This window comes from Paenibacillus sp. Paensp111 (genome assembly GCF_059492195.1).
Genome location: NZ_CP168527.1, coordinates 2585386 through 2599834 on the forward strand (window position 1 = coordinate 2585386; position 14449 = coordinate 2599834).

Here is a 14449-nt window from a genome sequence, read left to right on the forward strand (position 1 = left end):
AAAAGGGGACTTTTTGCCTCTATTGTAATTTAATGCGAATATGAATCTCGTCTTTCCAGCCGTCAACCCGGATTTCAGGGCTTGCTGATCCTGCTGCCGCGTCATCCAGTAGACTTAGGCTGTCTCTTCCATTCACGCTGAGCCGGAAGGCCTTGCCCGCGCCGGAAGCTCGTATTTCTATCACGTCAGCTTCTCTGGTAGCCGTGACCAGAAGCTCGGCCTCACCTGCCGTATTGCGTACAACAGTACGTGCTTCTGCACCTTCTTCAAGCTCGTAGATGACCAGCTTCACTTCATTTGCCAGATCATAGTCTACCTTCGTATTCTCAGCTCCGAAGGATAGAATAGAGTTCGGACGCACGAAGAGAGGTAGACTCAAGAAGTCATGAGTTTCCTTTCTCCACTTCCCGCCGTCTACAGCTTCGCCTGTGAGCAGATGAGTCCATCTTCCTTCAGGCAGGTAGTATTTCACATCACCCGCTTCACTAAATACAGGGGCTGCAAGAATGGAGTCGCCAAGCATATACTGCCGATCCAGCAGTTCGCAGGCCGGATCATCCGGGAACTCCAGAAGCATTGCCCGCATCATAGGCACCCCTTGTTCTGCTGCTTGTACAGCGGAATTATACAGATAAGGCATCAGGCTGCATTTCAGCTTGGTGAAGAAGCGTGTAACTTCAACAGCTTCTTCGTCATAAGCCCAAGGCACCCGGTAGGAGCTGCTGCCATGCAGACGGCTGTGGCTGGACAGAAGTCCGAATGCCAGCCAGCGCTTGAACACATGGGCCGGCGCTGTGTTCTCGAATCCACCAATATCATGGCTCCAGAATCCAAAGCCTGACAGCCCCAAGGATAATCCGCCGCGCAGACTTTCCGCCATGGACTCATAATCTGCATAGCAGTCGCCGCCCCAGTGAACCGGGAACTGCTGACTTCCTGCTGTAGCCGAACGCGCGAACACGGCAGCTTCCTTTTTGCCCAGCTTCTCTTGAAGTACTTCAAAGACAACTTTGTTATATAGGAATGTATAGTAGTTGTGCATCTTCTCGGGATCTGAGCCATCATGGTACACCACATCAACGGGAATTCGCTCGCCGAAGTCGGTCTTGAAGCTGTCGACGCCCATGTCCACTAGCTGCCGCAGATATCCAGCATACCAATCGCAGGCATCCGGATTCGTGAAGTCTACCAGCGCCATCCCCGGCTGCCAGAGGTTCCACTGCCATACGTCTCCGTTAGGACGCTTCACGAGATACCCAAGTCTTTTGCCCTCCTCGAACAAGCGGGAACGCTGACCAATGTAGGGATTGATCCAGACACAGATTTTGAGTCCTTTGGCCTTGAGTCTGGTGAGCATCCCCTCAGGATCCGGGAATACCCGCTCATCCCATTTGAAGTCCGACCAGTGGAACTCCTTCATCCAGAAGCAGTCGAAGTGGAACACGTGCAAGGGAAGATCACGCTCGGCCATCCCGTCGACGAAAGAGTTCACGGTCTCCTCGTCATAATTTGTTGTAAAAGAGGTGGACAGCCATAGACCAAAGGTCCATGCAGGCGGAAGCGCAGGCTTCCCGGTGAGATTGGTATATTTGTTCAGCACATCCTTGGGCGACGGACCATCCAAGATGAAATATTCCATCGTCTGGCCTGTGACACTGAACTGAACCTTCTTCACTTTCTCGGACGCGACTTCATATGAGACGAGTCCAGGATGGTTAACGAACACACCGTAGCCCCTGTTGGTCAAGTAGAACGGAATATTTTTGTAAGCTTGCTCGGAGCTCGTTCCCCCGTCCTGATTCCAGACATCGACAATCTGCCCGTTCCTTTGGAAGGCCGTAAAGCGCTCTCCAAGTCCGTACACCCATTCCCCGACACTCAGATCGAGTTCTTCCCGCATGTAGGCATTTCCCTGGGTGTCGTCCACGTGGGCAGCAGACTTGAACCCGCTCCCCGTGAGTCGCTCCGTACCCCGGTAGAAATCGAAGGACCAATTGCCGCCTTTGGCAATATGGACGCTAAGATCTCCGCTGTGCATCACGACTTTCTGCTCATTCTCCGTAATTCGGACATGCTGATCGCTATCCTTGTTAAGCTCGAAATTCGGACCCAGATCACGTTCTCCGTCCCAGTGAATTAACTTGACTCCAATTACACCGGGAGCGGGGGAATGGAACTTCACGGTTAATAGAATCGTGTTAATCATCCCTCCGCGATCAGCGATAGGGGTAGTGGATACATAGGCGGTCACACTATTATCCGTAATCTCAAAGTCATGCGCCTGGACTGCACTCAATAGCGAGAAGCCTTCTTTGATTAACCAGTTACCATCCGTAAACTTCATCTTCGTCACACGACCTTTTCTATTTACTTTTACAAATTAGAATGTAAGCGTTATACTCGCATTATACTGATACCAAACTTATAAAACTTACATTATAGAATGTTTATATAGCACTATTTTGATGAGGTGATCATATGGACCCAAGTCTCAAAAGCTCGCTTAAAGAAAGCCGTATACACGGGGAGCACCTGCAGCCTTTCGGGGCTTACTGGATGGATTTCGGACCTAACGAGCATGTACTGGATTGCCACTGGCATGATGAATCCGAGATTTTCATCGTTCTTGAGGGTGAGGTGCTGTTCCAATTGGATGAAGAGCACTTCCCTGTTCGTGCGGGAGAGGCTGTATTTATTGATGGCGGTGATATTCACGCCGGGCATGCACTGGGAACCGAAGGGTGCAAGTTTTTTGCACTCGTCTTTGGTGCTCAGCTTCTCGCAAGCGCACAATATGATGCCATTCAAGACCGGACGGTACTTCCTTTTCAGGAGCGAAAAGCGACCTTCCCCCGCTTAATCAGGCCTGACACACCCGAAGAGATCTGCTTATTGGCCCATATTTCGGCCATCATGGAGGCCTGCCGCTGCGAGCTTCCAGGCTATGAAGCCGCGGTCAAAGGCAGGCTGCTGATCATGCTCTACGAGCTGGCAGCGAGCGGGCTTGTATGCAACCGCAGCATGAACGCTTCAGGAGGAGCGGCCAGAATTGAGCGGCTCAAGAAGGTCATTCTCTATATTCAGCAGAATTATGACCGGCCTATAAGGCTGAGTGAGCTGGCTGAATTAATACCTATGAGCGAGGGGCAATTCTGCCGATTTTTCAAATCGATGACCAGACAGACCCCCATGGATTACGTGAACAGTTACCGAATCAGGCAGGCGGCAGAGATGCTTAGGGTGGGAGACCGCAAAATTTCGGACATTGCTCTCGAGGTCGGTTTTGATAACATCAGCTATTTCATCCGCGTATTCCGCAAGATGATGAAGTGCTCCCCGTCAGCCTTCCGCAAAGGTTCAGCCGAGATATAATCTGCTGGAATTGCAACATTCTTCCCAGCATGCTCGTCTAGGAAGGCAACAGGAATATTACTCCAAAAAGGGGCTATGATGATCATGAAAAAGAAATATAGTATGCTGCTGCTCAGCACGGTATTGCTGCTGAGTGCAGCTCTGCCTGTCAGCGCACTTCAGGATACGACTCCTGACCTAACAGCTAACAAAATTAACGTCATCCAAATTCCGGGAAGCAACCTGGACCCCCAGCAGAAGCTGGATTTCGCATCGGGTATTTACTCCATCGTCAAGGGGCTGGATCTTAATCTGGATACTTACCGATTTATCAAGATGCCCGTAGCCTCTGATTATTTCACCAAGATCAGCAATTCGGCCTGGTATTCTGAGGCGTTCGTCATTGCCCAGATTCATGGTCTGGACATCCCGAAGAACATCACCGCAGATACGATCATGACCCGCGAACAATATGCATACTTTCTGTCCCAAGCGATTCAATTACAACAGAATGGTTCCATCGTGAACCGCGATATTACAATTACGGATGAGAGCAGCATCACTCCGGCCTATGCGAGAAGCATTCAGAGCCTGCTGAACCTGGGGATTTCCCTTCTTGATCCTAAGCTGAATTTCAATCCCAAGTCGCCGATTACCCGCAGCGTAGCGGCAGGCTGGCTTAACGAAAGTGTGGAAGCGATGAAGAATATCCAAGATCAGATGGACGGACGCCCGCTACAGGAATATGCCATGAGCACCCAGGCCGTTGATGATCAGGTTACAGAGGTGGTGGTCCGTGCACAGGCTCCGCATCCTGGTTATGGACTCCGTATCTCGTCGATTCAGTACGATGAGGTCAATCATGTCGCCATGATCTATACTGAGGTGATCAAGCCTAGACCTACCGGCATGTACGCCCAGGTTATTACCGAGGTGCGGGATACCGCCTATATCCCGGCGGGGTATAAGATCAAACTGGCAGTTGCCGAGTACACTTCAGGCACAGAGACAACTACTGATTCAGGCAGCACTATCAAATAAAAATGGCCAATAGACAAGCGGCTTCCCCTTATACCAGGGGAAGCCGCTTGTCTATTATTTATTCGAGATGAAATCTGCTGATCCAGACGGATCCTTTGAGCAGCAAGTATACGCTGTGCTGCCCTTGGATGCCTTCGAGCGGAATTTCTAGAGTGGTCCATGCCTGGCTGCCTCCCGTTAGTGGAACAGGACTGCGGCCAGCAAGCCGGCCAGCTTCCTCGTCAAGCCGGACTTCGATCTCGGCGCCCGGATCCTTGCATGCGACTCTCACTTTGAGAACACCGCAGTCCTGATCACCGAAGTCGACATTCGCGAATGCTATCCAGCCGCTATTCGCGCGGGTATGGACACTGCTGCCGCCTTCGATGCATTCATCCAGAAATACACCTTCATAATCATCATAATTCTCTGCCTTAACCGGGCTGATCAGCGATCTTGGCGGCACGGCTTCACCCTGCGCGGTGACCACAGCAACAGCTCGAATATCGTTAGATGAACTGCCAGCCATGATCGTATACGCGCCCGGGTCTACTGTATAACACTCCCGGGTTACATCCCAATAGGATAAATCTTCATAAGAGATTTTGAACTCTACCGTCTCCGATTCTCCGGGACGGATAGACAACCTTTTGAATCCGCTTAATGTCTTGAGTGGTCTCTGTACCCGGGACTGATCCGCACGCACATATACCTGTGCGACTTCTTCCCCTGCGAGGCTTCCGGTATTGGTAATGGTGATCCTGGCGACAAGCTCATCTTCCTTCGAAATCTCGGATTTGCTAAGCTGAAGCTCACTGTATTCAAAATCCGTATAAGAAAGCCCATGACCAAACGGATACAGGACTTCGCCTTCGAAATACTGATATGTCCGCTTTCCCTTGATAATATCGTAATCCATAATATCCGGGAGCTGATCCTGCGAGCGGTACCAGGTCATAGCCAGACGGCCAGCTGGATTGTAGTCCCCGAATAGAACTTCAGCTGCGGCAGAGCCCAGCTCAGGACCGGCATGGGAGGTGTAGAGTATGGCGGGAACATGCTCCTGCTCCCAATTGACGGCAAAAGGATAGCTCCCTACCAATACCACAATGGTATTGGGATTAGCCTCCATCACCGCTTGAATGAGCTGCTGCTGGGCCGGAGGGAGCGTAATGTCCTTCCGGTCTACCTCTTCTTTTCCGTTAATGAAAGGAATGTTGCCTGCGAACACAATAGCGGCTTCCGATGCCCGTGCGGCTTCGACCGCTTCTGCAATTCCCTCACTTACGACTTCAATCGCGAATCGGCTCTCTGCTGTCTCGGCAGATCCATTTACTCGGAGTTCATGGTCTTCGCCAATACTCACCGGTATTCCCTTCCAGTTCGCAATCCCGCTTGATCCATCTTCCTGAGCCTTAATCTGGAACACTTCCTTAACGAACCATCCCTTGGCCTCTTCAGCGGAAGCCGACAGACTGCCCTCCTCGGTCTCCGTCACAAATCTACCCTTTGCAGCTTCCCGGATCGTCTCACTTCCCCAGCCCCAATCCGTTCTGCTGAAGACAGTGGCTTTCTCCGGACTCTGTTCTTCAGCTTTCAGAGCGTGACCCTGCTCTTCATCTCCAGCTACGACGTATTTCCCCGTCTCCAAGGAGCGAATTCGGATCCGGTCGTTACCATCACAATATCGGATCCTTCCCTCGCTTAATTGGGAGAGAATACCCTCCAGCGGGGTGATCCGGTACTTGGGTGTTCCACTGTACCAGTCCGTGAGAACCTCATTAGCCATCGGGCCGATGACAGCCACACTTCCAATCTCCTTGCGCATAGGAAGAATGCCTGTGTTCTTAAGCAGGACTATCCCTTCAAGCGCCGCTGTCTTGGACAGCTTGGCATGCTCCTCGGCACATAGCTTGGATTCGTCCACATGCGCATAGGGACTTCGCTCAGCCGGGTCGAACTCACCTAGACGAAAGCGGACACGGAACGTATTCTGAAGCGCATGATCCAGATCAGCCTCCGTTAAATAACCTTGCTCAAGCGCATCCCGCAGTGCCCGGAACGAGATATCCTGATCATCCGTTATGCTGTCAATTCCATTCTTCACAGATCTGGCTACGGCCTCGGCATAGGACTGAACATAATGATGATCATTTACGGTACCCAGCACGTCACCGGCATCACCGACCACAAATCCCTTCATGCCCCATTCGCCTTTGACAATGTCATTGATCTCGGGATTCACATTGCAGGGAACCCCATTGATCCCGTTGTAAGCCGTCATCATGGAGGCAGCTCCGCCCTCTTTAAATGCAGGCTCGAACGCTTTCAGGTAATACTCCCGCTTATTGCGGGGATCAATACTGACCGAGGCGCTTCCGCGATCCACTTCGTTATTGTTGGCATAGAAGTGTTTTAGCGTGGCCACCGTCTTGTAATAAAAAGGATCCTCACCCTGCATCCCCTTCACCAGCTCGGTTGTAAGTCGGCCAGTGAGATAAGGATCTTCCCCGTATGCTTCCTCCGTACGGCCCCAGCGCGGATCGCGTTCCATATCTACCGTGGGCGCCCAGATGGTCAACCCGTTGATCTTCGGATCCTTTTGGTAATACACTCTCGCTTCGTCCCCAATGACGGAGCCAATTTCACGCATCAGTTCAGGGTTCCACGTACATGCAAGCCCCGTATTTTGCGGAAATACGGTTGCCTCACCCAGCCAGGCCACTCCATGCGCACCTTCGGTTCCGTGCTTGTAAGCCTGTATGTTCAGCCGGGGAATCTCGGCTTGATATTGACACATCTGCTCAATCTTCTCGTCCAGAGTCAGTCTGGATACCAGATCAGCCACACGCTCTTCAAGCGGAAGATCCGGATTCATGTAGGGGTAAGCGTTTGCAGAAATCATGGTTATACCTTCTCTCTCTTTTTGAAGCTATCATACCGTTCTGCTTTTCGGCTTAGTACCCTTACAATTAGCTCTGATTTCATATAGAAATTTGATGCTTACCCGCTTCATCCCCCTGCTTCCGATAGTTCGATGGGGAGATTCCTACATATCTCTTGAATTTGCTGTGAAAATAATCGGCGTTCGTATAGCCAACCTTCTCTGCCACCTGATATACTTTCATGCCCTCCTGCAGCATCCGCTTAGCCTGCTCGATTCTCACCTTATCCAGATAAGTGTTGAAATACTCTCCTGTCGCATTCTTGAACAGCTTCCCCAGGTAAGCATTGTTATAGTTCAGTACACCCGCCATGGTCTCCAGCTTCAGATTATCTCCATAGTTCCGGTGAATCATATCCAGCATAACCTTCAGATCCTGGTTCTGACAGCGGTCAATATGGCTCGTCACCTTCTGAAGAATCTCGGCAGCATGCCGGGTAAGCAGGTACAGGCTGCGCTTCTGGTATAGATGAGCGATACTCTCAGTATAAAGTCTAAGAATACCGTCCAGCTCAGGATTCCGCGTGGATAACTTACTAATCAGACCTGTGATCAGCTCTGCGAAGTAACGCTTGATCTCTTGTTCCGTTCTCCCCTGTGCCGCCAAATAGTTCCCCGCCGTCTTCATGAACTCCGGAATTGGAGCCGGATTCCCCAGATCAAGCGCATAGTACATCTGTTCTTCAAGCGAGCTGATATCCATAGATTCATGAACATTCAATTCAAATCTTGGTTCCGCACTTGGATCCTGGTACATTACCCCTTCTTCTGCACAGAAAAATTCACATTCGAGAAGCTCTTTGGCTTTATGATAAGAAAGTGAAATCTCCGTCATGCTTCTAACGACCTGTCCGAGTGAAGCGGAGAACTTCACATTCAAGCACTTCAAGATTCCTTCGAGATCCCGGCTGAGCTGCTGACGCATCTGCAATCCGACGAACGGCTTACTCAGCAGTACGCCCCTCTGTGCGTACAGCTCAAAGCTCACTCCAAGCTTCATTTGGTCAACATATTCCTGCAGCCGCTTGGCCGCCTCCCCAACCGCCGAGTGATTCTCCCCTTCACACATATACAGATCCACCAAGAGGATCTGGTACTCCTTCGAGCCTAGACCAAGCGACACAGCATTGTTCTCTAAGGCTGCCGCTTCCTCACTGGTTCCGGTTAGCAGAGATTTCACCATACGCTCCCGGCTCGAGTCCAGCACAGTATCCGTCCATTTCTGCCGTTCATTCTCTTCCTTCCATTTCTTGCTGATCCTCTCAAGGTAGCCCATTAACTCATCTTCATCAACCGGCTTGAGCAGATACCCATCCGCTCTGCTCGCGATCGCTTTCTTCGCATAATCGAAATCTGCATATCCGCTAAGAATCAGAATATGCAGCTTCGCGTCTTGTTCCCTTAATTTCTCAATGAGCTGAATTCCGTCCATACCCGGCATACGGATATCCGCCACCACCAGGTTTGGCTGCAGCTCGTTATATTTCTCAAGAGCTTCGAACCCATTGGCAGCTGTACCTACCACCGTAAAGTTCAAGGAATCCCAAGGAATCAGCTTCGTAAGACCTTCTCTTACTTTAGGCTCGTCGTCTACAATCATCACTTTAATCATAATTCAACCCCTCTTGCTTGATTAGTTGGATATACACCCGCCTAATATATTGTTAAGCGCTTTCATTTAGATAGGAACAAAACCCTCCGTCAATAATTTATACTTTAGAAATGGAATGTACTTTAGATCATTCCTCATATTTTCATTATAAATAATCAGGACGTAAATCTCTAACATTATTCAAAGCGCATGTTGCACAATCCTATCGATTTGGGAATACAAGCTCATGGGTATACTTACAATTAATGGCTTGCTTATCCTTGCCTCCGATTGTATGCTTACTCTTGCTGTCAACTTGATGAAAATGAAATGGAGGCCTATTTATGAAACAAAATCTGCTGTCCAAAAGTCTGGGCTATCAACCTGGACAGCACGATTGGAGACAAGAAATTAGTTCCGGCTTGATTTCTTATTTTGCGGTCGTATATATCGTCATGGTGAACGCAGCGATCTTGAGCGATGCGGGCATGCCGCTCCAGGCAGCCATGGTCGGCACCCTGCTGACCTCGATCGCCGGCTGTCTGCTCATGGCTTTCCTTGGCAAATCACCTATAATCGTTGTTCCGGGAATGGGGATTAATGCGTTCTTCACCTACACCCTGGTGCATTCTATGAAGCTGACCTGGCAGGAGGCCCTTGCTGTAGTCGCTGTGGCGGGACTGCTGTTCGCCATTGTAGCTTTTACCACCTTATATAAAAAGATCAGCGAAGCCATTCCGCACAATCTTCAGCACGGGATCAGCGTGGGCATCGGATTGTTCCTGACCTTTATTGGCCTGCAAAAAAGCGGGATTGTCATCGCTCATCAGACTACTTTTGTTACGATAGGTCATTTCAGTGATCCAAATGTCATCACAGCCTGTGTCACCTTGCTGCTGGCTCTGGTTCTCTTCGTACGTAAAATCAAGGGAGATCTCTTGATCAGCATACTTGTGGGGACTGCGCTGGCTTATGTTCTAGGCGCCGTGCATCCAAGCGCAAGTGAGCCCGGCGGCAAACCTTTAGAGCAATATGGAGAGATCTTCGGTAAGCTTTCTGTGTATCCGGGAATGATGACCTTGGCCTTCTGGATTGCCGTCTTCCTGCTCCTCCTTATTATTGTCTTTGAGAACATTGGGCTCATAGGTGCACAGACCCGCATGATTGAACGGCCAGAGACCTTCAAGGGAAGCTTACGCGCACTGGCGTTATCCAATATCGCGGCCGGCATCTTCGGCAGCAGCCCCACCGTGGCTGCAGCAGAGTCAACCGCAGGGATCGCAGCCGGAGGACGAACCGGCTTATCTCCATTGATCACAGCCGTAATGTTCGGTGCAACCTTCTTCTTCATTCCGCTGCTGACCTATATTCCAGACAGTGCCATTGCTCCGATCCTGATTATTATCGGAAGCTTGATGGTTCAGAACATCAAAGACATGAATTTCAATGATTTCACTGAAGCTTTTCCTGCATTCCTGGTCATGGTCATGATTCCGTTCACCTATAGTATTGTCGACGGCATGGCTTTTGGCTTCATCGCCTATCCGATTGCCAAGCTTGCGGCCGGACGTGGCCGGGAAGTTAAGGTGGTTATGTATGTCATCACCGTGCTATTCCTTGCTAATTTCGTTCTGCATGCTCTAATGTAGATTGAATATCATCGCATAGGCAACGCTCGGCGAACGGAGCGTTGTTCCAATAGATCGCCTTCTCAAGTTTCCAGTTAGATATGGGATCATATGAAGGCGATCTATATTTGTGTAAGTTGCATCCTGAATGAAACTTTAGATATAGCGTATGACTCTAACTTTGGCTCTCCTTGCCGTCTTCGGGTTGTCCAATTCGCTGTGACTGCCATCCTGAAATTGCTTGTGACCGGACAAATGAGCCCTAACCAGCCGTTTACTCTTGGTCAACCGGCCAATCTCATTTCTTAACTTACGAATACGATACTTTTTATTCATGTGTTCACCACCTTTTCAGACTGCACGTAATCTGTCTCAGCCTAGGCTGGGCAGATTCCCTGTCCTCATGCACAGTCTATGCCCTGGTGACAATATGACCACGGCGTATGCCCACGAATAAGAAATTAACGTTTGCAAAATCCAGTTTCGGGTAACTATAAATAAAGGTTGTGCAAGTTTGAAGACAAGCTATTCTAAGGAGGGATTACACATGAATCAGAAATCCGAAGATCAAGTGCGTAATGAGCAGGATAAGAACCGTGATTCTCTGGCGGAGCAGAAAAAGATGGAGAATGGCGTAGATATTGAGCCGGAAGCGGATGAGTGGGTTGCTAAGCCGGTTCCCTTTACCAATGAAGATTTGAAATAACCGACTACAATCTATATGACGCCTCTCCAGCAAGTCGTTTGCTAACAACGCGTTCATATAGAAATTGGAACACCCCAAAGAACACCGCTTTCGTCAATCGACGGAGGCGGTGTTCTTTGGTATTCCCTTTAGACTAACAGTTACTTGGCTGTATCCTTCGTCCAGCTGATGGACAGATCCATTCCCTCAGATGCATCCCCGGAAGGACTTCCTGAGATCGAGATCATGTTCCCTTCCAGCTCTCCCGTGAAGAGGAGAACATCCGATTGAACCATCTGCATGGAATTGCTGACGTTGTTATCTTTGAAATATTGTTTATACATGGATTCAAGCTCACTAAGCTCTTTCTTCGTATGAAGGGTTACGACGATTGATTCCTTGCCATCGGCACTGGTCTCAATTGAACCGGTAGTCTCCGCATCGTCTGGCAGCGGTATGTCTTTCGGGAAGCTCGCAGGAATCTCCTTGCTGCTCTTCAGGGTAGTCTTGCCTGCAGTCCCATCGCTTTTGGTGCTTTCGATCTGTACAGTATTCTCATCCTGACTTTTGATCGTTGTCGTGTCGCCTTCCTTCGTGTTCATGGTGATCTCGCTTCCGTCCTTCTTCACCTCAGTAGTTCCATCCTCCGACTTAATGGTTGTGGAGTTCCCACAGGCCGTCATAGCCAGAGTAAGAAGGAGACAAGGCAGCCACATCAGCATCCTCGGTTTAACCATCTTCCCCTCAACTTCCTTTCCCAATCACAAAATTCTCCATAAATTCACATATGCAGTCAATCCAGATTATGCCATATGGACAATGTTGAGTAAAACCATTTCGTGAAAATTCGGGAAAAATAGGTAATTTGTATAGGAGCTAAGCAGGCTGAGTCACCTGCCGGGTAATAACTGAGACATAAGACCTATCTAACTGCAAAAAGAAAGAACAGCATAACGAGATCTATGCCCCGCCTGCTGTTCTAGTCTTTATTCCTTGATTAACGACTCACGAACCGTCTTCCATCTGTGCCGATACTTCTCAAGATTGGGATGCAAATGCTCGGGCTCCCTTGGCAGCAAGAGTCTCAGCTTCACAATCCACTCCTCAAATGAGGAGTAGGCTGCAATCTGATTGGCCGTCTCCGGCGATACATACAGGAAAAAGGGCGACGCATATTTGTCAGTCAGATGCCTGAGCGCAGCTTCAAGCGGCGTGTACTTTTTGCGCTTCCCTTCAAAGCTTTCGACAACCACAACATTCGAATGCGAGGAATGATTCTTCCAGTCGTAGAGCTGCTGCTCACGCTTATGAAAGGCCCTTACCGTTTCCTTGGACATTCTTCTTACAGTCTCCTCGTGAAGCGGATACAGGACAAGCTTCTTGAAGTCGAGCTTCTTAACAAGATCTGCGGCCGCTTCCAATTCCTCGTCTGTACAATGTTCGAATGTATCGTAGTAAATCAACGTACCTTTTCTAGTCTCTTCGGGCGGTTCATACCCATAGGGCACTGAAATGCTGCTGCGTTTCACGTCCACCCCAGCCCTTCTTTAAGTTTATTGTCCAGCTTCATTGAGGTGATTCTTGCAGAAAGCCTCTACCTCAGCAAGTTCATCCTCTTCCAGGTCAAAATCCATATATTTGTCGGTTACTCTCTCGTGGATATGGTATTTCACAATCCCCATACTGCCCTCTTCACCGCCATAGATGACCCTTAGGTAAATCCCATTCTCCGAGTAAAGCTCATCCTCTTCATCGATGTCCAGATCCAGAATGAACTCGTAACGCTTGCCGGTCAAAATCCCAAACGGATCCTTAACCAGCTCTACACTGTAAGCTGTAATATTATCCATCATCTTCGCCCTTTCCATACGGCGGCTCATCCACGTTCTTGACGCTTCTCTAGAGAAGCGGGATATGAGCCCCACGCAGCTGCCTATTACATGATTCGTTATCTTATAATAATCCATTCGGGCAGGCAGGTACAACCCGGTTAAGGGAATACTCGGAACTGATGGCAATCATAAAGGGGGCGGAAAAGGCTTGCACCTTTCCACCCCCTCTTGGTTAGATCCTCTGCACTACTCTTAGCCGGAACTTAATCGGGACTTTGTTTACAGTCCGATCTGCTTCTTGAGGTAGCGATCTAACTCCTTCGACCACTTCCCGTCATTGCTGTCCAGCAGCTTCAAAGCCTGCTTGATGGCTTCCAGCAGCTGACTGTCCGCGGTTCCCTTCTGAACTGCCGCCTCATAAGCTTTACGTACCTTAGGAAGCAGATCTGTGAATTGATGCTTGCTGTTCTCAGTATAAGCTGGCGTGTTGCTCGAACCGTAGAAAACATTAAACTTCATGTTCTCATATTCCTGCTTCACTGCTTTCGCCCGGTTGGATTTCGGATAATTCTTCACGAATTTCTCCATCGCCAGCGTTCGGCTGATTAATTCATTCCAAGTGATAACAATTGCTGCATCTGAGAGCGCCGGCTGGTTCGTCTGTGCCGCCATAATATCAATATAGGCTGCAATATCCTTGGTTATATAGGATTTGAGGGGCTTATACCCTTCATAATCCATGGTCAGGAAGTACATCCCCTCTCCGGTTCCAACTTTATAGCCTTTGTCGCGTGCTTCAGCTAGAAGAGAGCGGATCTTGGAGTCTTTTACCAGACTGAGCAGGGTCTCATAGGACAAATCCTTCTTCTTGCGGTAGACCGTATCAATGGCCTTCTGGACCTTAGCAGGAAATATCTTCTCGTTAGATGAATCTAACTGTGCCCGCTGGGCATTCTCCAGATGAAGAGTCATAATCATCGCAGGGTAAGCTTTGACTTTGCTGATATTCTTCAGTAAATATTGTCTGGCAGCGGCAAGTTTGGTCGGCTTCTTGATGTAGGATTCGAACACCTGAAATACCTCATTCGAGGATTGATCGGTCACGGTCGATGCGGCTACTGCCTGCGCGGAGGCGCTTGTACTAAGAGATGCACCGGCCAGGCTGGCCGTTACAGTGGCAGACAGGCTGAGCAGGAGAATCTTTCTAAGCGTGTGGTTCTTTACAGGTTGCCATTTCATTTGATTTCCTCCTAAAGTCAGATTTATCCAAGAGCTATATCCAACAGACGAACCTGACTTGGAAAAAGTTTCATAACTTGACGGCGGACTGGTTCATTTCAGTCAGATCACCTTATTTAGTAAGTAACCTTCTCATCCATATTGAACTATAAAGGAGTA

The 14449-nt window shown here is 49.3% G+C and carries 12 protein-coding genes; 4 read left to right on the top strand and 8 right to left on the bottom strand.

The genetic code is table 11. From position 1 onward, the window contains the following. Positions 1-19: 19 nt before the first annotated feature. Positions 20-2344, bottom strand: a complete 2325-nt coding sequence (gene yicI / locus ACEN86_RS12065) for an alpha-xylosidase (protein WP_495630887.1) — start codon at positions 2342-2344, stop codon at positions 20-22. Positions 2345-2478: 134 nt separating this feature from the next. On the opposite strand from yicI, the gene ACEN86_RS12070 reads away from it, so the two are divergent. Together ACEN86_RS12070 and ACEN86_RS12075 are read left to right on the top strand one after the other, a co-directional pair. Further along, on the top strand, positions 2479-3372 hold the full coding sequence (locus ACEN86_RS12070) for a helix-turn-helix transcriptional regulator (RefSeq protein WP_495630888.1): 894 nt from the start codon (positions 2479-2481) through the stop codon (positions 3370-3372). An 84-nt stretch (positions 3373-3456) separates the two neighbouring features. Next, positions 3457-4392: an S-layer homology domain-containing protein gene (locus ACEN86_RS12075; RefSeq protein ID WP_495630889.1), complete on the top strand. Its 936-nt coding sequence runs from the start codon at positions 3457-3459 to the stop codon at positions 4390-4392. Positions 4393-4450: 58 nt separating this feature from the next. On the opposite strand, the gene ACEN86_RS12080 is transcribed toward ACEN86_RS12075, so the two are convergent. Beyond that, positions 4451-7276: a glycoside hydrolase family 3 protein gene (locus tag ACEN86_RS12080; protein WP_495630890.1), complete on the bottom strand. Its 2826-nt coding sequence runs from the start codon at positions 7274-7276 to the stop codon at positions 4451-4453. Positions 7277-7355: 79 nt separating this feature from the next. Further along, positions 7356-8927, bottom strand: coding sequence for a response regulator transcription factor (locus tag ACEN86_RS12085; protein ID WP_495630891.1), 1572 nt, complete (start codon positions 8925-8927; stop codon positions 7356-7358). Between the two features lie 323 nt (positions 8928-9250). Between ACEN86_RS12085 and ACEN86_RS12090 the strand changes: the two genes are divergently transcribed. Continuing rightward, positions 9251-10555, top strand: a complete 1305-nt coding sequence (locus tag ACEN86_RS12090; RefSeq protein ID WP_495630892.1) for an NCS2 family permease — start codon at positions 9251-9253, stop codon at positions 10553-10555. A 135-nt stretch (positions 10556-10690) separates the two neighbouring features. Here ACEN86_RS12090 and ACEN86_RS12095 read toward each other — a convergent pair whose 3' ends face one another. Further along, positions 10691-10870, bottom strand: a complete 180-nt coding sequence (locus tag ACEN86_RS12095; protein ID WP_495630893.1) for a hypothetical protein — start codon at positions 10868-10870, stop codon at positions 10691-10693. A 211-nt stretch (positions 10871-11081) separates the two neighbouring features. On the opposite strand from ACEN86_RS12095, the gene ACEN86_RS12100 reads away from it, so the two are divergent. After that, a complete protein-coding gene (locus ACEN86_RS12100) occupies positions 11082-11240 on the top strand; it encodes a hypothetical protein (RefSeq protein WP_185897071.1) in 159 nt (52 codons plus the stop codon). A gap of 140 nt (positions 11241-11380) precedes the next feature. Here ACEN86_RS12100 and ACEN86_RS12105 read toward each other — a convergent pair whose 3' ends face one another. The 4 genes from ACEN86_RS12105 to ACEN86_RS12120 form a co-directional block, all read right to left on the bottom strand. Continuing rightward, positions 11381-11956, bottom strand: a complete 576-nt coding sequence (locus ACEN86_RS12105; RefSeq protein WP_495630894.1) for a hypothetical protein — start codon at positions 11954-11956, stop codon at positions 11381-11383. Between the two features lie 249 nt (positions 11957-12205). Further along, positions 12206-12748, bottom strand: coding sequence for a hypothetical protein (locus ACEN86_RS12110; RefSeq protein ID WP_495634288.1), 543 nt, complete (start codon positions 12746-12748; stop codon positions 12206-12208). 24 nt (positions 12749-12772) lie between these two features. Next, positions 12773-13069, bottom strand: coding sequence for a DUF6509 family protein (locus tag ACEN86_RS12115; RefSeq protein ID WP_495634289.1), 297 nt, complete (start codon positions 13067-13069; stop codon positions 12773-12775). Between the two features lie 261 nt (positions 13070-13330). Continuing rightward, positions 13331-14290 carry a hypothetical protein gene (locus ACEN86_RS12120; RefSeq protein ID WP_495630895.1) on the bottom strand — a complete coding sequence of 320 codons (960 nt, stop codon included), beginning with the start codon at positions 14288-14290 and terminating at the stop codon, positions 13331-13333. Positions 14291-14449: the final 159 nt, after the last annotated feature.

Excerpts from the sequence above, each read along its gene's own strand:
- ACEN86_RS12070 (WP_495630888.1), top strand. The coding sequence starts at position 2,479 with ATGGACCCAAGTCTCAAAAGCTCGCTTAAAGAAAGCCGTATACACGGG.
- ACEN86_RS12095 (WP_495630893.1), bottom strand. The coding sequence starts at position 10,870 with ATGAATAAAAAGTATCGTATTCGTAAGTTAAGAAATGAGATTGGCCGG.
- ACEN86_RS12090 (WP_495630892.1), top strand. The coding sequence starts at position 9,251 with ATGAAACAAAATCTGCTGTCCAAAAGTCTGGGCTATCAACCTGGACAG.
- ACEN86_RS12115 (WP_495634289.1), bottom strand. The coding sequence starts at position 13,069 with ATGGATAATATTACAGCTTACAGTGTAGAGCTGGTTAAGGATCCGTTT.
- ACEN86_RS12105 (WP_495630894.1), bottom strand. The coding sequence starts at position 11,956 with ATGGTTAAACCGAGGATGCTGATGTGGCTGCCTTGTCTCCTTCTTACT.
- ACEN86_RS12085 (WP_495630891.1), bottom strand. The coding sequence starts at position 8,927 with ATGATTAAAGTGATGATTGTAGACGACGAGCCTAAAGTAAGAGAAGGT.
- ACEN86_RS12100 (WP_185897071.1), top strand. The coding sequence starts at position 11,082 with ATGAATCAGAAATCCGAAGATCAAGTGCGTAATGAGCAGGATAAGAAC.
- ACEN86_RS12120 (WP_495630895.1), bottom strand. The coding sequence starts at position 14,290 with ATGAAATGGCAACCTGTAAAGAACCACACGCTTAGAAAGATTCTCCTG.
- ACEN86_RS12080 (WP_495630890.1), bottom strand. The coding sequence starts at position 7,276 with ATGATTTCTGCAAACGCTTACCCCTACATGAATCCGGATCTTCCGCTT.
- yicI (WP_495630887.1), bottom strand. The coding sequence starts at position 2,344 with ATGAAGTTTACGGATGGTAACTGGTTAATCAAAGAAGGCTTCTCGCTA.
- ACEN86_RS12075 (WP_495630889.1), top strand. The coding sequence starts at position 3,457 with ATGAAAAAGAAATATAGTATGCTGCTGCTCAGCACGGTATTGCTGCTG.